This window comes from Ruminococcus intestinalis, assembly GCF_014288065.1.
Lineage (GTDB): Bacteria > Bacillota > Clostridia > Oscillospirales > Acutalibacteraceae > Ruminococcoides > Ruminococcoides intestinale_A.
This window is the reverse complement of record NZ_JACOPS010000002.1, coordinates 443,392-467,293: the sequence shown is the minus strand read 5'-3', so window position 1 is coordinate 467,293 and position 23,902 is coordinate 443,392. Positions and strand designations below refer to the sequence as shown.

The window sequence follows — 23,902 nt, the reverse complement described above, 5'->3', positions numbered from 1 at the left end:
GCGTTAAACCTCGGGGTTTGGGGCAGAGCCCCAAGAGTAAAACACGGAGGTTAAAACTATGCGTTGCCTATACAGAGAGAAAAAACACTATTGCGGTGAATATCTCGAGGTAGATATATTCCCCGTATTTGAGTATCAGCGAGGACGGAGCCGAAAGCGCAAGCCGACCACCGAAACGCAAAAGAAACTCAACCAAAGAAACGCCGAGCGTAAGTTAATACGCCTGCTTAATACGAACTTTACCAAACACGACATACGGTTTGATTTGACATACAGCCCCGAGAATGAGCCGCCGACACCCGAGGACGCACAAAGGCAGCTACAAAATTTCCTCCGCAGAGTCAAGCGGTACCGCAAAAAACACGAACTGCCCGACCTCAAGTATGTAGCGGTTACAGAGCAAGGCTCTAAGAGCGGGCGTTTACACCACCATATCGTTATGAGCGGCGGTATAGATATTAACACTCTTGCGGAAATATGGGGAAAAGGCTACACAACCGCAAAGCCGTTACAGTTTGACGAAAACGGTATAGCAGGTATTGCTGTTTATCTCGTTAAGGAGCCTATACTCGGTAAGCGTTGGTGCGCGAGCCGCAATTTAGAGCAGCCGAAAACCTCCGAGAGGGACGGCAGATTACCGCAATACAAGGTTAAGCAATTTCACGACAGCGGCTACGATAACCGCGAGGAATTAGAAAAGCTCTACGAGGGCTACGCTCTCTCGGATATAAGCCCATACTACAATGAGATTAACGGCGGCTATTATTTGACCGTCCGTATGTATAAAAAACCCGCTCCGAAACGGAGCCGAAAGCGAGGCAAATTATGAAACGGCTACAAATTCCCTTGTGGAAAACTAAAGCGTTAAACCTCGGGGGCTTGGGGGCAGAGCCCCCGAATACAAACGAAGGAAAACCTAAAACAACGGAAAAGGAGAAAAAGTCAATGTATATGCTTATTTTCCCATTTATCCTTATCGCGCTTGACGTAGGAGCGGCGGTTATGTGCCTTATCGGCAAAGATTATAAAAAATGCGTCTATTGGCTCGCCGCGGCGGTGCTCAATTTGTGCGTTACACTTTAGGAGGTTTTAAAAATGAAAATTGTACTTGATAACGGAGCAATTATGCCTACCAGGGCTCACTCCACCGACGCAGGCTATGACCTTTACGCCAGGGAGCGGCAAATAGTGCCAGCTCAAGAGTCCGCTCGCTTTGATATTGGCGTACATATCGAAATCCCCGCAGGCTATGTCGGATTTTTGAAAAGCAAAAGCGGGCTTAATGTCAAACACGGTATTACAAGCGAGGGCGTTATCGACGCGGGCTATACGGGCTCTATCGTCGTTAAGCTATATAACAACAGCGGGTTTGATTACACGGTAAACGCAGGCGACAAAATAAGCCAAATTGTGCTTTTACCGATTTTCACGCCCGAACTTGAGCAAGTAGACAAGCTCGAGGAAACCGAGCGCGGAGCGGGAGGCTTTGGCAGCTCGGGAAAATAACTAACTTTTCGGAGGTGATTTTATGAATTACTTTAAGGCGGCGGAGCAAGTGCTCGCCTCCGTACCTACACTCAAAAGGGCGTTAGAAAATTTGCAAAAAAGAGAGCAACGCCTAATTGAGCAGGGCAAGTCGCGAGAGCCTGGAGCTATCGACTATAGCAAGCCGTTTACGGACTCGCATTTTGTGAGCGATACTCTTAACGAACTTTTGGAACTTTCGGAGTGCTCCCGAAATATCAAAGAAACCGAGCGAACACTTGCGGAAATAGAGGGCGTATTAGAGCAGCTCTCCGACGAATACAAAAAATGCGTGATTTTGTGGTATGTCGAGAAACGCCCAAAAGAGGCTATAGCGGAGGCTCTATATATCGAGTCGCCGACGACAGTATATAACCTCCGAAATAAAGCCGTCGCAGAGTTTGCCTTACTCTACTACGGAGCGGCTGCTTTATCCTCAATTTAGAGCATTTGAAAAAACGCTGTATAGAAACTTGCTTTTTGCGGTGGTAAACTGATACCGTAGAAATTAACGGTTAAGCGGGCTGCTGCAAAGTGGCTCGCTTTGTCGTTGTATTGGGAGCAGATATAGCACTACAACGGCGGAGAGGGCGGGACGCTGCTATATGAAAGAATTTGCACGCAAATTTTATTTGAGCACAGCCTGGCGCGAAACCAGGGAATATATATACAAGCGAGATATGGGGCTATGTGTACGGTGTGGTAGACCTGGCGAAATAGTCCACCACAAAATACACCTCACGCCGCAGAACATAGACAACCCGAGTATTACGCTATCCGAGGACAACCTCGAGCTTGTGTGCCGTGAGTGCCACGCTGTAGAGCACGAGGGACAGCCTGCAACAGCAGCGGGGCTGATGTTCGACGACGAGGGAAACCTCGTAGAAAGAGAGAGCTACTTATGAGCAGAGTATGCGAGGTAATTATATACACGAGTAACGCGGCATTGTCTTTCAATGTCGAGGCAACTACTACAGACTTTCAAGAGCGGCTCGCGTCGGCTCTTGAGGAGGGCACAGTTATTCTCGACACTGTCGAGGGTACAAAGCTAATACTTAACGCTATCAATGTTGTAGCGATTGAGGTACACGCAGCGACCGACGCGACAGCCGAGAACACGCAAACACTCCCCCCCGTTAAAAAAGTTTGATGTTGTTTTCTATGAACCGAGGTTAAGCCCCTTTTATGACCGCCCCTTGCGTATATTACCCCCCTACCCTTAACGACCAAAGAAAGGAGTTTTAGCTTGGACGATACATTATATACGCGACAGAAAAAAGAGCAAAACAGAATTAAGAAAATTTACAAAAACCTACCCAAAGAACAGCTCGAAATCGCTAAAAAATTGATTGAAAGAGCGGCTTATATGCTCGTTTCTTTGGAGGATATGGAGGCAAAAATTAACGAGGACGGGCTCGTCGTTAAAATGCCGCAGGGTGCCTATACAATCGAGCGAGCGCACCCTCTTTTACAGCCTTATAACGCAATGGTAAAGAATTATAACGCCACCATTAAACAGCTTTCCGAGCTTTCGCCGACAACCGAGGCGGACAAAGCGGGGCAGGCTCTTATGATGTTTGCCACGAAACCCACAAAGGCAGCTAAAAAGGCTTGAATTGGGTTAAAGAATACTACCGCCGCATAGAGTGCGGCGACATTATCACGAGTAGGCGCGTTAAAGTTGTCTACTCTCGGCTTATTGCTGAAATGGAGGCACCGCCTGTCGGTTTTCCGTACTATTTCGACGAGGAAACGGGCGAGCGACCTATACTCTTTATCGAAACATTTTGCAAGCAATCGCAAGGGACTATCGGAGCTCCTCTCGAGCTCGAATTATTCCAAAAAGCATTTATACAACTGCTTTTCGGTTGGCTTGAAAAAGAAACAGGCTACCGCCGTTTCCGCGAAACAATGTTTTTATGCGGGCGAAAAAACGGCAAGTCTACTTTGCTTTCGGGCATTGCGTTATATATGCTGATTGCCGACTATGAGGGCGCAGCGGAGATATACTCCGTAGCGACTAAAAAAGACCAGGCAAAAAAGGTACTTACCGAGGCTGTCAATATGATTAAACAATCGCCCGAGCTGCGAGCGGTTGTTAAAAAGCGGCGAAATGATGTATATTTCCCTGCTACCTCCTCAATATTTGAGGCTCTCGCCTCGGACTCAAACACGCTCGACGGCTTGAACTCTCACGCCGTTATTATTGACGAGCTCCACGCTATCCGCGATAGAAACCTATACGAGGTTATGAAACAATCCACCTCGAGCCGCCGTCAACCTCTTGTCGTTATGATTACGACAGCAGGTACGATACGCGAGTGCATTTTTGACAATATGTACGAGCTTGCCTGCGACCTCGCAGACGGAAAGAAAAAGGACGACACCTTTTTACCTATCCTCTACGAAATCGACAGCCGCGACGAGTGGACTAACCCGCAAATGTGGATTAAAGCTAACCCAGGGCTCGGAGCTATCAAGCAATATAAAACCCTTGCCGCCTTTGTCGAGAGGGCTAAAAACAACCCCGCCGACCTACCAGGCGTACTATGCAAGGACTTTAACTACCGCGAGAACGATAACAGCGTATGGCTCTCTTACGACCAAATTAAAAATGACGCTGTTTTCGATATGTCGGAGGTATACAACACCTACGCAATAGGCGGTTGCGACCTCTCGGCTACTACCGACTTAACGGCGGCAACGCTGCTTATACGCAAGCCTGCCGACGATACGGTATATGTTTTACAGCATTATTTCCTCCCGCAGGCGCGTATAGAACATCTCGAGGAAAAGAATACAAACGAGGCTCCCTACCGCCTATGGGCGGAGCGGGGCTTGCTCACTATATGCAGCGGCAACCGCGTAAACTTTTCCGAGGTTACGGGGTGGTTTTGCCAAATGCGGGACGAGCACAAAATAGACGCTTTCAAGGTAGGCTATGACCGAGCGTTAGCGGGCTATTGGGTGGAGGAAATGAAAAGCAACGGTTTTACTATGGAGCCCGTGGCGCAGGGTCCTTTTACCTGGAGCCAACCTATGCGAGAAATGGGAGCGGCTTTCGCGGACAAGATAGTAAACTACAACAAAAACCCCGTTTTAGTTTGGTGCCTATCCAATACGGCAGTAAAGAAAAGCGGAGTTAATAATATTCAACCCGTTAAGATAACCGACAAACGCCGCATTGACGGGGCGGTATCGCTATTAAATGCCTGGGTTATCTATGTAAAATATTACGACGACTTTATGTATAATGTGGGGTGAGAAAATGAAAGAAAGACGAGGACTATTTGAGGCTATCTTTGGCAGAAAGCCGCAGACTCTCGACGGCTATACCGAGTATAAGCTCCTCAATTCCTACCAATCGAATTTTGTACCGTTTTCGGGCAATGCCTGGGAGGTAAACACCGTCCGCGCTGCTATTCACTCTTTCGCCCGCAGAGCCGCACGAGTGCAGCCGCGACATATCCGAAAAGGCGACGGAAAATTGCTTGATGTTGAGAGCAGCTCGCTTAATTATATATTGCAGTATCAGCCTAACCCGCTGACTACGGCGTATAAATTCTATTACCGCGTGGCGGCTCAATACAAGCTCTATAATAACGCTTTTATTTTCCCCGTGTGGAACGAATATACGGGGAAACTCGAGGCTTTGTATAATATCAACGCCCAAGAAATAAAGCTGCTTGAGTACAAGGGCGAGCTGTTTTTGAAATTCCGTTTTTACAACGGGAAAACCTATACTTTCCCGTATGCGGATATTATACATATCGGCTCTATGTTTGCGGATAACGAGCTTTTCGGCAGCAATAACGAGGCGTTAATGCCCGTTTTGAAAACAGCAAACACCTTTAACCAATCTATGAGCAAGTTTGCCGAGCTTGTGGCTGTTGTGCGCGGCATTTTGAAAATAGCTGCCTCCACCAAAAACGAGGACTTAAACGCCCGCCGCGACGACTTTATACGGGATAACCTCAAAATGGAGAACAACGGCGCGGGCGTTATCGTTACGGACAACAAGTACGAGTATACCCCTATCCAGGACAAGCAAACTCCGCTACCGCAGGGGCAACTCTTGTATATAAAAGCCGAGATTTACGACTATATCGGCACTAACGAGGCTATCGTGCAGAACAAAGCGACACCCGAGCAAGAGGACGACTTTTACGAGGGCGAAATTAGACCGTTTTTTATGCAGCTTGAGCAGGCTTTTACAAATTGTTTCTTTACCCGCAAGGAGCGCGGCTATGGTAATTTGATTGTTGCAGAGGGTAACAAGCTCCAATATGCGAAACTCTCCGACAAATTAGCAGCAGTTAAATATCTATCCGAAATCGGCGGCTTAATGCTCGACCAGGCATTAGTAACGCTCGGCTTTCCGCCTATCGGCGGCGAGGAGGGCAAACGCCGCGTACAAACGCTCAATATGGTTAATGCCGACAAAGCAGACGAGTATCAATTAGGCGACAAGGGTAAAGAAAAAACACCACCCGAGGACGGTACCGAGGAGGACGACGAGGGCAACGACGGAAACGACGGCAACCCCGCACCCGTTGCGGCACCGAAAAAGGGTGAGAATGACGGAGAGGAGAAGTAATTATGCCATATAAGCCAAACGAAAGAGAGTACAGAGCGGCAACACCATTTACTACTCTTGACGAGAACGACAGCAAAGAACTTATTTTGCGCGGTACCCCTATTGTATTTGATACGCCTACCGTTATTTGCGAGATTGACGGCGTACAGTACAAAGAGGTTATCGCTCGCGGTGCTCTTGATAACTGCGATATGTCGGATTTTATCTTTAACCGCAACCACGGGCAGAACGACGCTACCGTATACGCCCGTACTCGTAACAAATCCCTCGATTATTCCATTACGGATAGAGGGCTCGATATTGCGGCACACCTCGACAGCGAGGACGAGCGGCACCGCAATTTACACCGTGATGTTATGAAACGCCGCGTTGATAAAATGAGTTTTTCGTTTATTGTGAGGGAGTGCTCTTACGACAGAGAAACACATACAAGGACGATAACTAAAATAAAAAAGCTGTTTGATGTTTCGGCGGTGGATTTTCCCGCATACAACGAAACAAGCATTACAGCGGCAAGAAGTTTTTTCTCGGAGGAGCACGAGAAAGAGTTTAGGGCATTGGAGGAACGCGCACGCCGTCGTAAACTAATAGCTTTGACCTACTGTTAAACCCTAAAAAACTATCAAAACAAAGGAGTTATCACTATGAATTTTATTAAGCGTATGAAAGAAATTAACGACCGCAAGGCAGAGCTCCGCGATATGCTCCAGGGCAGCGGCGAGGTAGACCTCGACGCAATCGAAAAGGAACTGCGCAACCTCGATACCGAGTATAAGAACTTGGAAAAGAGAGCCGCAACTATTGAGGGTATCAATATCGGCACTATTCCCGCCGTTGAAATTCCCAACCCCGTAACCGCCCGCGCTGCGGACACTTTCGACCAGGACAAGGAGTACCGCTCCGCTTGGCTCAAGACTTTGCAGGGCAAGGCTCTTACTGAAAACGAGCAGAGAGCCTACAGCACCGCCGCAGGCTCCGCACTGCCTGCTATTCCCGAGAGCACCGCTAACGAAATTATCAAGAAAATGTACGAGGTTGCGCCTATTTTGCAGCGTTGTAAGATTTTCCACGTACCTGGCAACTTTAAGTTTGCCGTAGAGGGTGCCAACAATGACGCAGCTATCCACCAGGAGAACAAAGCTATTACCGTTGCTGCCGACAGCCTCGGCTCCGTAAGCCTCACGGGTTACGAAATTGTCAAGCTCGTTAAGGCGAGCCGCGCTACTGTCAATATGACTATTGCAGCTTTCGAGTCCTATATCGTGGAAATTATCGCCGAGGCTATCGCCCGCAAGATTGAAAACTTTATTTTCGTCGGTACGGGCAGCAATCAGCCTGGCGGCGTAGCCCAGGGCGGCAAGGGCACCAACGGCGCATATACTGCGGGTACGGATATGGTGGAAACCTCCGCCGTTACCGAGGCAAACATTACTGCCGTTTACGGTATGTTGGCAAGTGGTTACGAGCGTAACGCTGTTTGGGCTATGAGCAAGGCTACTTTCTTTGCTGATTTTTACGCCCTTATGAACAAGAGCAAAAACAACCTCATTGAATTTGCCAACGGCAGATACTACATTATGGGTTGTGAGGTTTACTTTACGGGCTCTCTCGCCGCAGGCGTTTCCTACCTCGGCGACTTCTCGTATATCGTGGGTAACTATTCCCAGGATATTGCGGTAGTTAAGTCCGAGCACAGCGGACTCGCTACCAACAGCGTAGACTACCTCGGCTCTTGTGTCTTTGACAGTAAGGCTATTGCGGGCTTGGGTGCTTTCGTTAAGCTCGTTAAGAAAGCTGCCTAATTAACGGAGGGCTAACCTATGGCGAATATCTCAAAGCAATTTGTTTATGATGTTCGCCGATACCTACGCATAAGCCATACTCATTTTGACGCTGAAATTACCGACCTAATAGGGGCGGCGCAAGCTGACCTCTTGTTAGGCGGTATTAAAGCGGCAAAGGTTGAGGACGAGAGCGACGCACTTATAAAGCGGGCTATCGTCTGTTATGTAAAAGCCGAGTTTGGACTCGATAACGCAGACGCTGAAAAGTACCGCGATAGCTACGAAATGCTCAAGCGGCATTTACAGCTATCTAACGAATATATCGAGGAGGCGTAGTTATGTATTGGCGAGAAATCGGCTTTTTGTGCGTGGAAACAGAAAAACTCGACAAGCTCCGCAAGCCGTATAAGGACTACGAGAAACGCGAGGTTTTTTGTAATTCTAAAGGCGTAAAGAGAAACGAGTTTTACCAGGCACAAGCCCAGGGCTACCGCCCAGAGCTTTGCGTAGAGATTAAAGAGCTTGACTATAACGGAGAGGGACACTTTGAGTATAACGGCAAGATGTACCGCGTTATCCGTACATATCCCGTAAAAAATGAGTGCCTCGAGCTGATATGTCAAGCTCTCGTAGTCGAAACCACTTAAAGAGAGAGGAGGTAACGCCCGTATGAAAGTAAATACCGAGGCATTTATAACAGCTCTCACGGAGCGAGTTAATACTATTCTGCCGACAACCTACGAGGAGGCACCCATAAAAAACGCGCCTCCGCTTTTTGCGGTAGTCAGCGGCATTAACATTATTGACCTCGAGAGCGGCGACCTCGCCTCTTTTTATATTGATGTTTGGGCGGACGAAAAAGCCGCCGACGCAACAATAAAACTCGAGAGGGCGTGCGACAGCCTCCGCAATGGGCTTTATAACGCCATTATAGCCGCGCCTGGTTTGTACGGGCATATCGGCTTTGACAACCAAAACACCGTAGCCGACAGCGAGTTTGATATAGCGCACCGTCGTTTGGCTCTGTCGGCAAGACTATTCTACTATTAGGAGGTAACGCAATGGTTACTAATCTCACTAAAAAGCAAATCGAGAATATCCAGATTGACGAGTCGGTAATTTTCCTCGACTATGGCGAAACTACCGAGCGTTTCCTGGCTCCTACTCGTGGCGGCGGCGAGTTTGCCGCTACCGTAACCGTACGCGACATTGAATTTGACGGCAGACACGGAAAGACGGCGGGTACCCAGGTTATCGAGGAGCAGGGAGCCTCTATTAAGGTTACTACTCTTTGTATGAGCCAGGAAAACCTCGCGCTCGCAATTCCTAACTGCACAATCTCGAGCAAGGACGACAAGGTAATTAAAAATCCGAAAACGGGCGTAATTCCGCTTGAGGCATACCTCAAGAATATTACTATGTTTGCAAAGCTTATCAGCGGCAAATATAAGAAAATTAGCATTTATAACCCTATGCACGAAACGGGCTTTACCGCAAAGGCGGTACAGAAAGCCGAGGGCGAGCTCGCCTTTGAGTTTTTGGCTCATTACGCGCATACTAACCTCGACGGCGACTTGTGGAAAGTGGAGGAAATCGAGCAGCCGCCCGTTATGCCTACTGTCGACGCAGCAGCGGCAGCAGTAAACAAAACCGCAGAGGAATAATAACCGAATTTAAGGAGGAGCCACACAATGCTTACTATTAAGACTATTCCTACATTGCTTAAAATCGTAGGCAAACTCGATATTAAGCCCGCTGTAGAAATGCTCAAAGGGCTTGATATTTTCGAGGACGCAAAAGACGCAAAGGACGCTATGAAACAGTTTTCCCGCGAAAAGGTAGGTATTTTAGCCTGCGAAATCTTATGTGAACTCACACCGCAGCTCGGCAAGATTGCCGACGACCTACCGCCCCTCGTGGCGGCTTACTACGATATTTCCCTCGAGGAGGCGTACAAGAAAGACGCGGCCGAGGTAATTAACGACCTTATCAACGACGAGGGTATCGTAAGTTTTTTCAAGCGTGCTCTACGAAAGAAAGTAGAGCAAGGAGCTTAACGCTACTGCATAAATACTACGATTGGCAGCTTATCGAGAGTCTACCTTTACGGGCTCTCGGTGAGCTGCTTTCTTTCGCTCGCAAAGAGGAGGAACGCCTGCAAAAGGCAGAAATCGAAAAGCGGCTTTTCCCTTTGTGGCTCGTAAATTATGCGGTATCAAAAATAAAACCAGGGCTCGAGGTTATGGACTACGCCGAATTTGTAGCAAGCGTGCTTTCGGACGAGCCCGCCCCGCAGCCTAAAGCAGAACAGAAAAGAACACCCGAGGACATTATGGCGGAATTTATGCCAATGGTTGAAACTGATAAAAGAAATATGAGAGGAGGCTAACCTATGGCAAATATCTTTACGCTTTTCGGCGAGGTGCTTATAGACAACAAAAAAGCGGACGAAAGTATCGACAAAACAACCGAAAAGGCGGAAAAGAGCGGCTCAAAGGTAGGCTCCACTTTCGCTGCTATCGGTAAGGGAGCGGCTGCAATGGGTACTGCTGTTGTAGCGGGTGCTACCGCTGTTGGTACTGCCGCCTACGGTATGGCAATGAAAACCGCCGAGCAAGCCGATTATATCGACAAGCTATCCGAAAGAACGGGAATTAACCGCGAGGAGCTCCAACGGTGGAAACACGCCGCCGACCAAAGCGGCGTAAGCGTTGACTCATTCAAAAACGGTATTAAAAAAATGTCTGATGTTGTGGACGACGCAAACAACGGCTCAAAGACAGCAGCGACAGCTATAGAGCGTTTAGGGCTATCCCTGGACGACCTTAACGCAATGTCAACCGAGGAGAAATTTAACACCATTACCGCAGCTCTTGCGGATATGGAGGACGGCGCAGAGCGTAACGCCCTGGGTAATGACCTTCTCGGAAAGAGCTATACCGAAATGCTGCCGCTACTGAACGCAGGCTCCGAGGGTATGGCGGCACTAAAGCAAGAGGCGGACGACCTCGGTATAGTTATGTCGGAGGACACAGTAAAAGCGGGCGTGGTCCTCGGAGATACGATAGCGAATATTAAGGACGCTTTCGGCGGGCTTATGAACAGAATAGGCGCGTCAGCTATTCCGCTTATACAGCAAGTCGCCGATATGATTATAGAGAGTTTACCGAAAATTCAAGCCTTATTTGATAGGCTGATACCCGTTATTACAAGTATTTTCGAGCAGCTTTTACCGCCTTTGTTTACGCTGATTGAAACGCTATTTCCCGTCCTTATGGATTTAGTAACGGCTTTACTGCCTCCTATTGAGTCGATTATTACGGCAATTCTGCCCGTTATAATTAGCCTATTTCAGCAGCTCCTACCGTTCCTTATCCAAATTATAGAGCAAGTGCTCCCTATTGTGGTTGACCTTATCAACGGGCTTATGCCGCTTGTAATGCAGATTATAGAAACGGTACTGCCTGTCACCATTCAGCTTTTGCAAGCGTTGCTACCTCCGATAATTCAAATTATCGAGGCTATACTCCCCGTGATAATTCAGCTATTACAGATGTTGCTACCGCCTATTTTGCAGATAGTAAATACCATTTTGCCCGTAATTATAAACCTCATAAATTTAATTATGCCGCTTGTGGTACAGATTATCGAGGCTATACTCCCCGTGATTATTCAGTTAATCGAAATGCTGTTGCCTCCGATACTGCAAATCATAGACCAGGTATTACCGATACTCTTAACTTTAATCGAAACTCTCGTACCTATAGCGGTACAGATTATCGAGGCTATTTTGCCCGTAGTTATCTCGCTGCTTGACGCGCTCTTGCCCGTTATTCAGCCGATACTCGATATTTTAATGATACTGTTAGAGCCTCTCCTGGACTTGCTCAACCTCATTTTACCGCCGTTGTGCGACTTTATTAAAATGCTGTTTGACAAGCTCTTACCGCCCTTACAAAAGGCTTTCTCGGGCGTGGCGGAAATTGTCGGCGGCGTATTCAAAAACGCCTTTGACGGTATTAAAAAGGTTTTCGAGAATGTCAAGGGAATTTTTAACGGTATTATCGACTTTGTTAAAAATGTCTTTACGGGTAATTGGCGCGGAGCCTGGGACGCGGTAGTAAAGATATTCTCGAATATTTTTGAGGGTATCAAAAACGCCTTTAAGGTACCTATAAATTGGATAATCGACGGTATCAATGTATTTATCCGAGGGCTTAACAAGCTAAAAATACCCGATTGGGTGCCAGGTGTCGGCGGTAAAGGGCTGAATATAAAAGAGCTTTCCCGCCTACGTATCGGTATGGAATATGTACCGTATGACGAGTACCCCGCATTGCTCCATAAGGGCGAGCGCGTCTTGACCGCAAGCGAGAACAAGGAATACTCTACCGCTGTTTCGGCAACGGCAGCAGGCGACGACAAAGAAGGACGGCTCGTTATTAAAATCGAGCTCGGCGAAAAGGCTATTTACATTGAAAACCTCAAAGGTGACAGCGAGCAAGATGTAGAGAGCTTTGTTGACCTCTTGTTAGAACTTATCGCCGAGAAAATCCAAAGAAAGGGAGCTGTATTTGCATAATGGAAAAACTACCTTTTTTGATGTTCAAAGACCACAGCTCCCTCGAGTTTGGGTTGCTCATTAACTCGAAAGGCTCCTACAAGGGAGCCTCTCGAGATGTAACCTATACGAGTGTACCAGGGCGCAGCGGCGACCTTATTACCGACAATGGACGGTATAAGAATATCGACATAAAATACAAGCTCACACTGCTAAACACTACGCAGCGGGCATTTACAGAGCTTACGCACCAAATTAAAGGTTGGCTCCTATCGGAGCAAGGTTATTTTCGCTTGTGGGACTCCTACGACGACAAATACTACCGCCTGGGCTCCTACTCCGACGAGGTAGACATAGAGCAAGAGCTCCGCGACCTCGGAGAGGTAGACCTCGCCTTTAACTGCAAGCCCTTTAAGTATTCTTTCGAGGGACAAAAACCCGTTGTATTTACAGCGGCGGGCTCTCTGTATAATGCAGAGTTTTACCCGTCCTCTCCGTATATCAAAATCACGGGGAGCGGTACGGTTACTTTAACCGTAAATAACGACTCCTTTACCTTTACGGATATTGACGGCTATATCGAGGTTGACTCCGATATTATGAACGCCTACAAGGGCACCGAGCCGCAAAACAACAAAATGACGGGCAGCGGCTTTCCTACGCTGCTACCTGGCAACAATGCTATATCCTGGGTGGGTGATGTTGAAAAGCTCGAAATAGTCCCGAGGTGGTGCTGCTTATGATACCTATTTTGTACGCAAAAAACGAAAGCGACTTTTCGCATAACGGTATCGGCTTTTTAAGAGATACCACCAAAGCAACCGTAACCGAGGAGCGCAACGGCGGCTATGAGCTTTCGCTGCAATATCCTATTACGGGACAATGGTACGACCAAATTACGGAGGGCTGCATAATCAAGGCAAAGGCTAACGAGATAAACGAGCCGCAGCTATTCCGTGTATATAAGTCGAGTAAACCCCTTAAAGGCGTTGTAACCTATTCGGCGGAGCATATCAGCTACGACCTTAACGGCATACCGACGCTTGGTTTTTCCGTTAAGAACACAACGCCGCAGGCGGCTATTACCCGCGCTATCCAGGACGCAGGCTTGCCTTGCTCCTTTACGGCGTTAAGCGACATATCCACACTTAACAGCACGACCATATTAACTCCTTGCTCTGTCCGTGCTCTCCTCGCAGGGCAGACGGGTTCTGTACTTGATGTTTGGGGCGGAGAGTATGAGTTTGATAATTTTGTTATTAAGCTACATAAGCACCGAGGAGTCGACAACGGCGTAACTATCGAATATGGTAAAAACCTAAAAGACCTAAAGCAAGAGGCAAATATAGCCGATTGCTATACGCACCTTATGCCCTATGCGGTTTATACCGAGCAGGGAGAGGGCGAGAACGCCGAGAGTACCGAGGTATATGTATATCTCTCCGAAAAGGTAATAGCTCTAAATAACGCCGAAAATATAGGACACAGCAAAGCCTATATTATGAATTTTACAGACCGTTTCGAGGACGGCGAGGAAATTACCGAGGACGCTTTACGGGCAAAGGCTACCGCATACGCTGCGGCGGTAGACCTCGGCGTACCAAAGGTAAATATAACCGTTTCTTTTATTCAGCTTTGGCAGACGGAGGAATATAAAAACATTGCTCCGCTTGAGCGGGTAAAGATGTGCGACACGGTAACAGTTAAGTTTTCACTCCTCGGTGTTACTGCCACGGCAAAGGTTATAAAGACCACCTACGACGCACTCGAGGAAAAGTACGAAAGTATCGAGCTTGGGGACGCTAAAAGCTCTTTTGCCGATACCGTGAACAAGCAGCAGGCGGCTATAGAGGAAATTAAAACCTCTGTAAAGAAAGGACAAGCCCAGGCAACGCAGCAGCTCAAAAAGGCTATAGCAAACGCTACGAGCCTTATTACGGGACACTCGGGCGGCTATGTAGTCCTTAACCCCGCCGAAAAGCCGCAAGAGATACTCATACTTGACGCGCCTACTATCGAGGAGGCGTTGCGAGTGTGGAGGTGGAATAGCGGCGGCTTGGGCTATTCCTCGACGGGATATAACGGCACCTACTCTCTCGCTATGACTATGAATGGGGCTATCGTGGCGGACTTTATAAGCGCAGGCGTGTTAAATGGTGCCTTATTAAAAGCAGACTCGGTACAAGCCTCGGCAATTTCGGTAGAGTATAGAAACTCCGTAGACACCGCAATAGAGAACGAGTCTAAAAGCATACGCCAGGCTTTCAAAGTTGCCGACGAGGAGGTAATAAGCTCTATAGAGAAAACTTTAGAGAGCTACTCAACCACAACCGAAACAAAAAGCCTTATAAGTCAATCGGCAAGCGAGATTAAACACAGTGTAAGCACAACGCTAAAGAGTTATGCAACCATTACGCAATTAAACACGCAAATTACGCAGACCTCCGACGAAATAATGACGGAGGTAAACAAAAAGGTTAATAACTCTGAAACCAAAACAAAAAGCCTTATAAGTCAATCGGCAAGCGAGATTAAAAGCAGCGTAAACACAACGCTAAAAAGTTATGCAACCACTACGCAATTGAACACGCAAATTACGCAGACCTCCTACGAAATAATGACGGAGGTAAATAAAAAGGTTAATAACTCTGATTTTGGTACAAAAATCACACAAAATTACTCCTCTGTCCGCATTGCCTGGAATAGCATATCAAAATATATAGAATTTTCGGGCGGTGCAATTAACATATATAAGTCAACCGCGCAAGGCTCCGACAACCTCTTAATGAAAATGGATTACTCGGGAGCCTGGTACTACTACTCGGGAACGACAATAGGCAAAATTGGTACAAATAGTTGGAACGGGGACGAGGATTTTAGAGGGCTCGTCTTTGACCTTGAGAATGACGCAGACTATATGTGCTGGGCTCGCAAGGCAAATGCCTCCGACACCGAGTATACGGTGCAGTTAATATATTATGCCAATAATTCAAAAGATAGTCAGGGCTTACATTTTTGCTGTAAAACATATTGCGGCGGCAATCTATATATTAACAACAATGTACGCACAGTATCATATACAGACGGCAGCGGCGGGCTTTATTCCACCACACACGAGGTATCTATGCGCGGCAAAGGTTGTACTTTTACTTGTGGCAGCGATTTTAAGTTTGGTAATAGTACAAATTTGTTAGTAGATTGCTATAACAATATTGACTTGCATAACTACTCTATATTAAACCAATCGGACGCAAGGTATAAAACAAATATAGAGTCAACAGAGGTAGAGGCTATACCGCTACTTTCAAAAATTGACTTAAAAAAATTCGATTGGATAGAGAGCGGCGAGCATTGCGATATAGGTATGATAGCGCAGCAGTTACAAGAGGTACTCCCTGCTCTTGTTAATGAAAACAAGGAAACAGGGCGGCTCTCTATCAAAAGCGACAAATTTATACCTTATCTAATCAAGGCAATACAAGAGCTCACCGAATATGTTACGGGAGATATTTCGGTAATGCCTGCCGACTCGGGAGCGTGGATAGATAGCTATACCGACGACGAAAAGACGGAGTTTATAGCTGCAAACGCATATAAAGATAATGCCGAAATAGCCGAAAAGCCCGAAATTTTAATACCGATAAGCAAGGAGGAAAAAGCAAATGGATAACAAAATACCGTTAAGCGTGATTATGGAAAATGCACGTGGCAAACTTATTCAAGCATATAATCAAGTGCTCGACGAAACAAAGCTACCCGCCTACTTAATGGAAGGTATGCTTTTAGAGTTGCTTTCGGAAACTCGTAACCGTAAAAATCTCGAGCTTATTTCCGATATTAACGCTATGCAAAATAAAGAAAATGCAGAGGAGGCTTAGTTATGGAAATTAGGCAAAAACTTTCTCTTGATTTTGGCAGAGATACGCACCCTATTACCGTTTTTGCAAAGCAGAACGACACAAAAACTCGTTTTCTCGAAATTACCCCGCTTAACTGCGGGCAGGCTTACGCCCTCGAGGACGGTATTACGCCTCGCTTGCAGCTTACCAAAGCTGACGGACATACGGTGCTTAACGACGTTACTATCGAGGACGGCGTTATTATCGCCGAACTTACACAGCAGGCACTCGCAGCCGCAGGCGTGGCGGTTGCCGAAATCGGACTTTACAGGGGAGAGGCTCTCTTGAGCTCCCAAATTTTCTATATTGATGTGGAGCGGGCGGCTTTTGATAAAGACGCACCCGAAAGCTCCGACGAGTTTAACGCTCTTGTGGACGCTCTCGGCAAGGTTGACAGCTCCGTAGAGGCGGCAGGCAACGCAGCAGCCGCCGCCAACACCGCCGCAAGCAACGCGGACAAGGCTACCGCAAAAGCGGGTACCGCGACCACTAACGCAAATAATGCAGCGTCAGCGGCAAACGCTGCCGCGCAAAAGGCGGGAAATGTGAATATTTCCGCCGTACAGACGGAAACGGGCGCAACCGTTACCGTAACTGATAAAGAGGGCGTAGAAACCTCCGTACATATTGACACGCTTACAGCGGTTAATACCTGGGAGGATATTAAAAACGCCGTCCGCCTCGGACTCGGAAAAAAGCTCTTTCCTGTTGGCTATGAGTTTACTACAGAGGACTCCGTTACGGGAGTGGTTATTACCTGGGTTGTGAGAGGGCATAACCACCACGCAGCAGTAAACGACAAGCTCAAATACACAATGACGCTCGAGGCTAAATATATGTACAGCTCTGCGAGCGGCACTTATAAGAGTTTTGTTTTTGACGCAATAGAGGCTCTCTACTATGCCGCCGAGGAACTCCCCGCAGGCACTTATAATTTTACCTTGCCTGCAGGCTATGACACCGCATACGGAGGCGGTAAAACGCTTTCGTTTACTATTACTCAACCCGTACCCGCAGGCGGCGTAATTATGTTCCCCTGGGGCTACAACAAACAGAGCACAGATACAAAAATTAGCACCTACGCAAGCAATACCGCTACGGCGACTATTGAGAGCGTAGCTGTTACGGAGTCGGCGGACGGTACAAGCCTCGGCACCGCTGACGGAAAGACCGAAAATGTCAACCACGCGCACCGTATGCGCTACGGCTCGAGTAACTACGCACAGAGCGCGGCTCGTCAATGGCTCAACAGCGACGCGGCAGTGGGCGCGGTTTGGGCTCCGTCGAATATTTTTGACCGCCCGCCCTCTTGGGCTACAAGCTATAGCGGTTTTATGCGAGGCTTGCCTGCCGACTTTTTGGCGGCGGTACAGCCTGCAATCGTTCCTTGCTACACGAACTCTATTGCCGAGGTAAACAGCCTTGACGGCACCGAGTTTACTATTAACCAGGTTTACGAGCTGCAAGATAAATTTTTCTTGCTCTCTCGTCCAGAGATTTACGGTAGCTGGGATAGCGCGACCTATAAGGACGGCGAGCTGTTGGAGTATTACGACGGCTTGACCTATACCGAGCGTATCAAATACGACGCGGCAGGCTCGGCGCGTAACTGTTGGCTCCGTTCCCCTAACCCTGGGTACGCGAACAACGAGCGCCTTGTGAATACCTCGGGAGCGTTGAGCAACAACGGTGCGAGCGGTGCTTACGGAGTCGCCCCCGCTTGTATAATCGCATAATCTAAAATCCGCCTCGGTAGAGGCGGTAAAAAGGAGGTTTTAATATGAGTGTTAGAAAAGGCGACAGAGGCGAGGGCAAATTGCAAGTGCTTAACAAAGCTCGAGAGCTTAAAAGGTACTCGCTCGCAGCCCTCAAAAACGAGAAACACCTTCCAAAGAGCACCCGTTGGCTTTATGCCTCGCCACCGACACGGGAGCAATTATACGCAAAATGGGTAAAAAGAAACAAGGCAAGCAACGCCGCAAGCTCAAAAAGATATACGCTAAAGAGCAAAGCGGCGACTATGCACCAGGGACGGCGCACGAGTCCCTCGTTTCTTGGCTTGCAAACGCTGCCCGTGGAGATACCTACCACGTGCGGCGCAAAATGATAAAGTTTTATAAAGAATTGGAGGGCTCTTGCCGTGAACAACAATTTTTACAAACGCCTCGCACAAGTTGAGGCAACGACAGCAGCTACCAAAGCAGAACTCGAGGAAACCTTAAAGGCGGCATACGCCAGGGCTTGCGAGGAGCAGAACGAGGAGGAGGCTGCAGCACTCGCCCGCAAAATCCGAAACAAGCTGCTTGATAATAGCGACTCGCAAATGACGCTTGACCGCCTCGGGCTCGATACCTCTACTGCTACAAAGTTTATTCACTCTCTCACAAATATCTTTACGGGAGCGTGGGCTACATACCGCCAGGCGTTGAGGGACTTACCCGAGCAAGGGGGTTTTCCTTTTAATATCGAATTTCCGACACCGCCCGACGCAGAGGAGGGCTCCGAAAATGAGTCTATTTGATGTTGTAGAGCAGTTATGTGAGGTTACGCGCCTGCAAGCCGATATTATCCGCAAGCAAGCCGAGGTTATCGAGCAGGCTAAAATAGCTAACTCCGTAGCCTCGGAGTTAGCGGCTATGCGCAATACGGTAGTGGCAGAGCTAAACCTCATTAACAAGGAGGGATATTAACAATGTGGGACATTTTTATTAAATGGCTTATCCCGTTTCTATGTGGCGGGGCTGTTTCAGCCCTGGGCGTAGTTATCGGGCGTATTAAACTCGGCAAAAAGAAACAAGACGCGCTCGCCCTGGGCTTGCAATGCTTGCTCCGAGCCGAGATTATAAGCCAATACGAAAAATGGTACGAGCGGGGCTATTGCCCGATTTACGCAAAAGAGGCGTTAAAGCGGGCTTATGATAGTTACCATACTTTAGGCGGTAATGATGTAGCGACGGGACTTTATGAGGAAACAACGGAACTCCCCGAACACCCGCCAAAGCAAAACTAAAGAAAGGAGGCGCACCCTATGAAAAAGGTACCTACAGAAACCATTATCAGAGCCGTTATGCTTTTTGTTACTTTGGTTAATACCATTTTGACAATGAGCGGTAAAAACCCTCTGCCCTTTGCAGAGGAGGAGCTGTATACCTGGCTTACTGCTGCCGCTACCGTAGCGGCTACTTTGTGGGCTTGGTGGAAAAACAACAGCTTTACCGCCGAGGCTATCCAGGCGGACGCGTATTTAGCCGAGCTCAAGGCAAATAGCACCACCAACACTGAAACAGAAACGGAGGAATAAGTATGCAGTTAAAAGAGAGTTACTTAACAAACAACCCGTGCTATAAGGCGGGTAAAACTATCACTGTAAAGGGGCTTATGCTCCACAGCGTCGGCTGTCCGCAGCCGTCCGCGTCCGTTTTCGTCAATAATTGGAATAAGAGTACATACGACAGAGCGTGTGTACACGCCTTTATCGACGGAAACACGGGCGTTATTTATCAATGCTTGCCGTGGAGCCGCAGAGGTTGGCACGGCGACGGAGCCTCAAATAATACGCATATCGGCGTAGAGATGTGCGAGCCTGCGTGTATCAATTATACGAGCGGTTCAAATTTCACTTGCTCCGACACAGCAACCGCAAAGGCGGCAGTTAAGCGCACATACGACGCAGCGGTAGAGCTTTTCGCTTTCCTCTGCAAGGAGTACAACCTTAACCCGCTTGCAGACGGTGTAATTATCAGCCACCGAGAGGGACACGCTCGTGGTATTGCCTCTGACCACGACGACCCCGAGCACTTGTGGAACGGCTTAAAAATGGGCTACACTATGGACGGCTTTAGAAAGGCTGTTGCAGCGGCTATGAACGCCACCGAGGAAAAGCCCGCCGAAACCGCAAAGACTCTTTACAGAGTGCAAACGGGAGCTTTCAGCAAGAAAGCTAACGCTACTGCCCTTGCGGACAAGCTCAAGAAAGCGGGTTTTGATACCTATATCGTACAGAGCAGCAACCTTTACAAGGTGCAAGTAGGAGCCTACAGCGTTAAGGCTAACGCCGACGCTATGGCGGCGAAACTGAAAGCGGCGGGCTATGATAACTTTATCACTACCGCAAGCGGCAACGCTGCTACAAACAACACAGCAGCACCGAAAAAGTCCGTTGACGAAATCGCCCGCGAGGTTATCGCGGGTAAATGGGGCAACGGCGCAACTCGAAAAGAGAAACTCGCAGCAGCAGGCTACGACTATTCAGCCGTACAAAAGAGAGTAAACGAGTTGCTTAAATAGTCCTCCTTAAATTCATATACAGAAAGGACGGCGGGAATTGCGGGCAACCGCGCCCGCCGCCCTTTCGCATTTAGAGAGGAGTTTTACAATGTCAAAGAGTAATGTAACCTTTATAAACACAAGTCCCGAGGTTAAAAAAACGCTTGTAGACCTATCGAAAACAGCGTTACGAGCCTCCGCTAAAGTGATAAGAAAAAAACTGCGCGACGAACTGCCGACACGCTCAAAAAGGTTAAAAAACCACATAGGCTCGTGGGCTATGATAAATTACAAAACGGGACAACCAACTTTACAAATAGGCTTTTACTCGTGGCAAAAAGTCAGAAAAAAGGGTAAGTTACCCTCCCACGCCTCGCCGCATTGGGTAGAATTTGGAACGACAAGCCACCAAATACAACCGAGAAATGCAAAAGTGCTTACTAACGGTGATGTTATATACGGACACAAAGTACAACACCCAGGCACAAAAGCGACTCATTTGTTAAGAAATACGGTAGAAAACAACATAGCAGAAATACGAGCAGCGCAAGAGGAATACCTCGCGGAAATCTCAAAAACAATAGAACAAGCAAAACAAAAGTGCTATATAGGAGAGGACACAGAGGAGGACGACTAAAAACAAAGGCAGGGGCTTTAATTAGCCTCTGCCTTTTTTGTCGTTTATGCTGCATATATTATAATATGTAAATTGCAACCGTAGTTCTTATCTCCGCCACCCGTGATATTGTTTATAGTAACACTCATAGGGTTATTTGTATATTTATTTTTCATTTCAGCGGCAAGCTCGGCGTTAAGGTGCCCGAGTTGCTGACCGCGTTTATTAAAAACGCCGATAGCGTCGGGATAGTCTGCCGTAGGTACGGGCTTAAAAATAATATCCTCTCCCGCTTTGCTGTTTTTTATGATTTCTTGACGGCTTGAGCCGTCGTCATTACTGAAGGTAACACCTACAACCTTTGTATTAAAATCTCTAATAACGGATAGCTTGGAGGAACCGACCGCGCCCGCTCCGCTTTTGTTACGGTTACAAAGCCAAACAATAAAATAGACAATGCCTACGGGATAAAAGATAACAAGTAATACTTTTTGCCAGGTTTTTAATTTTTTCATAACGATAACTCCTATAATAAAAAAAGTGCGTGCAACTCGCCGCTGCACGCACAAAAAACGCAAGCTCCGAATTGCTACCACACTAATTCTATGTTTTATGCTATGAGACGCAAAAACGAGCCCGCATTTTTACCGAAGTAAAAATGCGCACTTATACTTATTAAATTAGTGTGATGCCTACATTATAGCATATCGGCGCAGAAAAATAAATATTTTCTGCGAAAAAGTGCAAAATATTTATAAAAAGCTATTGACAAATGCGTATTAAAGGCGTATAATAGTAAATGTAAAGAGGAGGTGAGATAAACGAAACGAGCAGACTTAATAAAAATACTCGAGAGAAACGGTTGGTACTTAAAAAGGAACGGAGGCGGACACGATATATACACCAACGGAACGGAAACCGAAACAATCCCGAGGCACCGAGAAATCAAAGAGAATTTAGCAAAGGCAATAATCAAAAGGCGGGGGCTGAAATAAGCCCCGCCCCCTTGCCTCACTGCTTTTATATATAATATAGATTATTTGGAGGTTACTATATGAAAAATTCATATCCTATTATTTTGACACCCGAGAAAAAAGGCTTTACTGTATTTATTCCCGACTTTGATATTAACACCCAGGGCGACGACTTGACCGAGGCTATAGAAATGGCGCGCGACGCTATCGGCTTAATGGGTATTGATATGGAGGACGACGGAAAGATTATCCCTGCTGCAAGCTCCGCGCAAAACATTAAACACGCTGACGGCGAAATTATTTCGCTTGTAGATGTAGACTTTGCAGAATACCGCCGTAGAAACGAAATGAAAGTTGTTAAGAAAAATTGCACTCTCCCGAGTTGGCTTTGCTACGAGGCAGAAAAAGCAAATATCAACTTTTCGCAGGCGTTGCAGGCGGCGCTTAAAAGAGAGCTTAATATAGCAGACCGATAAACCTATAAACCATTGTAGCCCGCTCCAAACAAGGAACGGGCTATTTTTTTATCATATAAAACGGAGTGATTTTATTATGGCATACAAACATTTAACCTTTAACGACAGGTTAAAAATAGAGGCTTGGCAAAAGGTAGGTGTAAAGCCTGCTGTTATGGCGGCAGAGCTCGGCGTACATTTAAGCACTATTTACAGAGAACTCAAGCGCGGACAGTACGAGCACCTTAATTCCGATTATACCACCGAGCAGAGATACAGCCCCGATATTGCCGAGGAGAAAAACCAGGCTAACCTCCGCGCTAAAGGTGCGCCGCTTAAAATCGGCTCCGACCACGAGTACGCAAATTACATAGAATACAAAATAAGAGTAGAGAAATACTCGCCTCGTGCCGTCCTGGGTGAAATCAAACGCAAGGGCGTAGAGTTTAGCGTAACTATATCGGCTCCGACTCTGTACCGCTATATCGAGCAAGGCGTTTTTCTCACCATTACAAACGATAACTTACCCGTAAAAAGAAATAAGAGCGAGCGGAAATATAAGAAAGTGAGAGCGGCCCGAGCACCGAAAGGCGATAGCATAGAGAAACGCCCCGCAGAGATTGCGGAGCGTACCACTTTCGGACATTGGGAAATGGATTGCGTAGAGGGCAAAAAAGGAACGAAAAAAACTATGCTCGTATTAACCGAGCGTTATACCCGCTACGAGATTATACGCATTATGAAAGACCATACCGCCGCGAGCGTTGTAAAAGCTCTTAACGGAATTGAGCGGGCATATGGTGCTAATTTCTCTAAAGTCTTTCAAACAATCACAATAGACAACGGCTCCGAGTTTTCCGATTATAAGGGACTCGAGCAGAGCTGCCGCCGCAGCGGCAAACGCACAAAGGCTTATTACTGCCACCCGTACAGCTCATACGAGCGTGGCTCAAATGAAAATCAAAATAAAATGATACGCCGCCACTACCCGAAAGGCGTTAGCTTTGAGGGCGTAACCTCAGCCGATATGCGTAAACTTGAAAAATGGATAAACAACTACCCGAGAGGGATATTTGACTATTATACCTCTGCCGACCTTTACGAGGCTTGTATAAATAGTCTTATTTCGGCGTGATTTTGACTAAATTAAAATTTTTTGCACTTTTTCGCATTTACCTCTTGACTTTACAAAATTTTTATAAATTATGTTTTAGCGAAGTGTCGGT

General features: G+C 47.2%; 33 protein-coding genes. 32 read left to right on the top strand and 1 reads right to left on the bottom strand.

The annotated features are described in order from the left end of the window. Nucleotides 1-58: 58 nt before the first annotated feature. The 29 genes from H8R91_RS06455 to H8R91_RS06315 all read left to right on the top strand — a co-directional run bounded on the left by H8R91_RS06455 (nucleotide 59) and on the right by H8R91_RS06315 (nucleotide 21,268). Nucleotides 59-829, top strand: coding sequence for a rolling circle replication-associated protein (locus H8R91_RS06455; protein ID WP_186935327.1), 771 nt, complete (start codon nucleotides 59-61; stop codon nucleotides 827-829). Next, complete coding sequence (locus H8R91_RS06450) at nucleotides 826-1,083, top strand: hypothetical protein (protein ID WP_186935326.1); 258 nt, start codon at nucleotides 826-828, stop codon at nucleotides 1,081-1,083. Before H8R91_RS06455 ends, H8R91_RS06450 begins: the two co-directional genes overlap by 4 nt. A gap of 12 nt (nucleotides 1,084-1,095) precedes the next feature. Continuing rightward, complete coding sequence (gene dut, locus H8R91_RS06445; RefSeq protein WP_186935325.1) at nucleotides 1,096-1,506, top strand: dUTP diphosphatase; 411 nt, start codon at nucleotides 1,096-1,098, stop codon at nucleotides 1,504-1,506. Between the two features lie 22 nt (nucleotides 1,507-1,528). After that, nucleotides 1,529-1,969, top strand: a complete 441-nt coding sequence (locus H8R91_RS06440; protein WP_186935324.1) for a sigma-70 RNA polymerase sigma factor region 4 domain-containing protein — start codon at nucleotides 1,529-1,531, stop codon at nucleotides 1,967-1,969. Nucleotides 1,970-2,129: 160 nt separating this feature from the next. Beyond that, complete coding sequence (locus H8R91_RS06435; RefSeq protein WP_186935323.1) at nucleotides 2,130-2,429, top strand: HNH endonuclease; 300 nt, start codon at nucleotides 2,130-2,132, stop codon at nucleotides 2,427-2,429. After that, complete coding sequence (locus H8R91_RS06430; RefSeq protein ID WP_186935322.1) at nucleotides 2,426-2,674, top strand: hypothetical protein; 249 nt, start codon at nucleotides 2,426-2,428, stop codon at nucleotides 2,672-2,674. Before H8R91_RS06435 ends, H8R91_RS06430 begins: the two co-directional genes overlap by 4 nt. 96 nt (nucleotides 2,675-2,770) lie before the next feature. Next, nucleotides 2,771-3,139, top strand: coding sequence for a P27 family phage terminase small subunit (locus H8R91_RS06425; protein ID WP_186935321.1), 369 nt, complete (start codon nucleotides 2,771-2,773; stop codon nucleotides 3,137-3,139). Next, nucleotides 3,136-4,788 (top strand): terminase large subunit, encoded by a 1,653-nt coding sequence (locus H8R91_RS06420; RefSeq protein ID WP_186935320.1) that lies wholly within the window; start codon nucleotides 3,136-3,138, stop codon nucleotides 4,786-4,788. Before H8R91_RS06425 ends, H8R91_RS06420 begins: the two co-directional genes overlap by 4 nt. 4 nt (nucleotides 4,789-4,792) lie before the next feature. Then, nucleotides 4,793-6,121, top strand: coding sequence for a phage portal protein (locus H8R91_RS06415; protein ID WP_186935319.1), 1,329 nt, complete (start codon nucleotides 4,793-4,795; stop codon nucleotides 6,119-6,121). 2 nt (nucleotides 6,122-6,123) lie between these two features. Then, nucleotides 6,124-6,729: an HK97 family phage prohead protease gene (locus tag H8R91_RS06410; protein ID WP_186935318.1), complete on the top strand. Its 606-nt coding sequence runs from the start codon at nucleotides 6,124-6,126 to the stop codon at nucleotides 6,727-6,729. 36 nt (nucleotides 6,730-6,765) lie between these two features. Beyond that, on the top strand, nucleotides 6,766-7,923 hold the full coding sequence (locus H8R91_RS06405; RefSeq protein ID WP_186935317.1) for a phage major capsid protein: 1,158 nt from the start codon (nucleotides 6,766-6,768) through the stop codon (nucleotides 7,921-7,923). A gap of 18 nt (nucleotides 7,924-7,941) precedes the next feature. Continuing rightward, entirely contained in the window at nucleotides 7,942-8,241 is a 300-nt protein-coding gene (locus tag H8R91_RS06400) for a head-tail connector protein (protein ID WP_186935316.1), read from the top strand. 2 nt (nucleotides 8,242-8,243) lie between these two features. Next, a complete protein-coding gene (locus tag H8R91_RS06395; RefSeq protein WP_186935315.1) occupies nucleotides 8,244-8,552 on the top strand; it encodes a phage head closure protein in 309 nt (102 codons plus the stop codon). Between the two features lie 22 nt (nucleotides 8,553-8,574). Then, nucleotides 8,575-8,955 carry a hypothetical protein gene (locus H8R91_RS06390; RefSeq protein WP_186935314.1) on the top strand — a complete coding sequence of 127 codons (381 nt, stop codon included), beginning with the start codon at nucleotides 8,575-8,577 and terminating at the stop codon, nucleotides 8,953-8,955. 11 nt (nucleotides 8,956-8,966) lie between these two features. Further along, on the top strand, nucleotides 8,967-9,569 hold the full coding sequence (locus H8R91_RS06385; RefSeq protein WP_186935313.1) for a hypothetical protein: 603 nt from the start codon (nucleotides 8,967-8,969) through the stop codon (nucleotides 9,567-9,569). A gap of 27 nt (nucleotides 9,570-9,596) precedes the next feature. Then, nucleotides 9,597-9,962 (top strand): hypothetical protein, encoded by a 366-nt coding sequence (locus H8R91_RS06380; protein WP_186935312.1) that lies wholly within the window; start codon nucleotides 9,597-9,599, stop codon nucleotides 9,960-9,962. A gap of 185 nt (nucleotides 9,963-10,147) precedes the next feature. Continuing rightward, entirely contained in the window at nucleotides 10,148-10,294 is a 147-nt protein-coding gene (locus tag H8R91_RS06375) for a hypothetical protein (RefSeq protein WP_186935311.1), read from the top strand. A gap of 3 nt (nucleotides 10,295-10,297) precedes the next feature. Beyond that, nucleotides 10,298-12,487: a phage tail protein gene (locus H8R91_RS06370; RefSeq protein WP_186935310.1), complete on the top strand. Its 2,190-nt coding sequence runs from the start codon at nucleotides 10,298-10,300 to the stop codon at nucleotides 12,485-12,487. After that, nucleotides 12,487-13,209 carry a distal tail protein Dit gene (locus tag H8R91_RS06365; RefSeq protein ID WP_186935309.1) on the top strand — a complete coding sequence of 241 codons (723 nt, stop codon included), beginning with the start codon at nucleotides 12,487-12,489 and terminating at the stop codon, nucleotides 13,207-13,209. Before H8R91_RS06370 ends, H8R91_RS06365 begins: the two co-directional genes overlap by 1 nt. Beyond that, nucleotides 13,206-16,136, top strand: coding sequence for a phage tail spike protein (locus H8R91_RS06360; protein ID WP_186935308.1), 2,931 nt, complete (start codon nucleotides 13,206-13,208; stop codon nucleotides 16,134-16,136). The genes H8R91_RS06365 and H8R91_RS06360 overlap by 4 nt, the downstream gene beginning before the upstream one ends. Then, entirely contained in the window at nucleotides 16,129-16,344 is a 216-nt protein-coding gene (locus H8R91_RS06355; protein WP_186935307.1) for a hypothetical protein, read from the top strand. Before H8R91_RS06360 ends, H8R91_RS06355 begins: the two co-directional genes overlap by 8 nt. 2 nt (nucleotides 16,345-16,346) lie before the next feature. Further along, nucleotides 16,347-18,101 (top strand): DUF6273 domain-containing protein, encoded by a 1,755-nt coding sequence (locus H8R91_RS06350; protein ID WP_186935306.1) that lies wholly within the window; start codon nucleotides 16,347-16,349, stop codon nucleotides 18,099-18,101. A gap of 44 nt (nucleotides 18,102-18,145) precedes the next feature. Beyond that, on the top strand, nucleotides 18,146-18,472 hold the full coding sequence (locus H8R91_RS06345) for a hypothetical protein (RefSeq protein ID WP_186935305.1): 327 nt from the start codon (nucleotides 18,146-18,148) through the stop codon (nucleotides 18,470-18,472). Between the two features lie 33 nt (nucleotides 18,473-18,505). After that, nucleotides 18,506-18,886, top strand: coding sequence for a phage tail assembly chaperone (locus tag H8R91_RS12415; protein ID WP_186935304.1), 381 nt, complete (start codon nucleotides 18,506-18,508; stop codon nucleotides 18,884-18,886). Beyond that, nucleotides 18,873-19,055 (top strand): hypothetical protein, encoded by a 183-nt coding sequence (locus H8R91_RS06335; RefSeq protein WP_186935303.1) that lies wholly within the window; start codon nucleotides 18,873-18,875, stop codon nucleotides 19,053-19,055. The genes H8R91_RS12415 and H8R91_RS06335 overlap by 14 nt, the downstream gene beginning before the upstream one ends. A gap of 2 nt (nucleotides 19,056-19,057) precedes the next feature. Beyond that, the gene (locus H8R91_RS06330) at nucleotides 19,058-19,375 is read left to right on the top strand and encodes a hypothetical protein (RefSeq protein WP_186935302.1); all 318 of its coding nucleotides are present in this window, start codon (nucleotides 19,058-19,060) and stop codon (nucleotides 19,373-19,375) included. An 18-nt stretch (nucleotides 19,376-19,393) separates the two neighbouring features. Further along, a complete protein-coding gene (locus tag H8R91_RS06325) occupies nucleotides 19,394-19,666 on the top strand; it encodes a phage holin (protein ID WP_186935301.1) in 273 nt (90 codons plus the stop codon). Between the two features lie 2 nt (nucleotides 19,667-19,668). Then, the gene (locus tag H8R91_RS06320; protein ID WP_186935300.1) at nucleotides 19,669-20,652 is read left to right on the top strand and encodes an SPOR domain-containing protein; all 984 of its coding nucleotides are present in this window, start codon (nucleotides 19,669-19,671) and stop codon (nucleotides 20,650-20,652) included. 88 nt (nucleotides 20,653-20,740) lie between these two features. Continuing rightward, nucleotides 20,741-21,268: an HK97 gp10 family phage protein gene (locus tag H8R91_RS06315; protein WP_186935299.1), complete on the top strand. Its 528-nt coding sequence runs from the start codon at nucleotides 20,741-20,743 to the stop codon at nucleotides 21,266-21,268. A gap of 44 nt (nucleotides 21,269-21,312) precedes the next feature. Here H8R91_RS06315 and H8R91_RS06310 read toward each other — a convergent pair whose 3' ends face one another. Further along, on the bottom strand, nucleotides 21,313-21,762 hold the full coding sequence (locus H8R91_RS06310; RefSeq protein ID WP_186935298.1) for an HIRAN domain-containing protein: 450 nt from the start codon (nucleotides 21,760-21,762) through the stop codon (nucleotides 21,313-21,315). 324 nt (nucleotides 21,763-22,086) lie between these two features. On the opposite strand from H8R91_RS06310, the gene H8R91_RS06305 reads away from it, so the two are divergent. The 3 genes from H8R91_RS06305 to H8R91_RS06295 all read left to right on the top strand — a co-directional run bounded on the left by H8R91_RS06305 (nucleotide 22,087) and on the right by H8R91_RS06295 (nucleotide 23,811). After that, a complete protein-coding gene (locus tag H8R91_RS06305; protein ID WP_186935389.1) occupies nucleotides 22,087-22,242 on the top strand; it encodes a type II toxin-antitoxin system HicA family toxin in 156 nt (51 codons plus the stop codon). Between the two features lie 59 nt (nucleotides 22,243-22,301). Then, complete coding sequence (locus H8R91_RS06300) at nucleotides 22,302-22,697, top strand: type II toxin-antitoxin system HicB family antitoxin (RefSeq protein ID WP_186935297.1); 396 nt, start codon at nucleotides 22,302-22,304, stop codon at nucleotides 22,695-22,697. Between the two features lie 76 nt (nucleotides 22,698-22,773). Further along, complete coding sequence (locus H8R91_RS06295) at nucleotides 22,774-23,811, top strand: IS30 family transposase (RefSeq protein WP_186935296.1); 1,038 nt, start codon at nucleotides 22,774-22,776, stop codon at nucleotides 23,809-23,811. Nucleotides 23,812-23,902 lie beyond the last annotated feature (91 nt).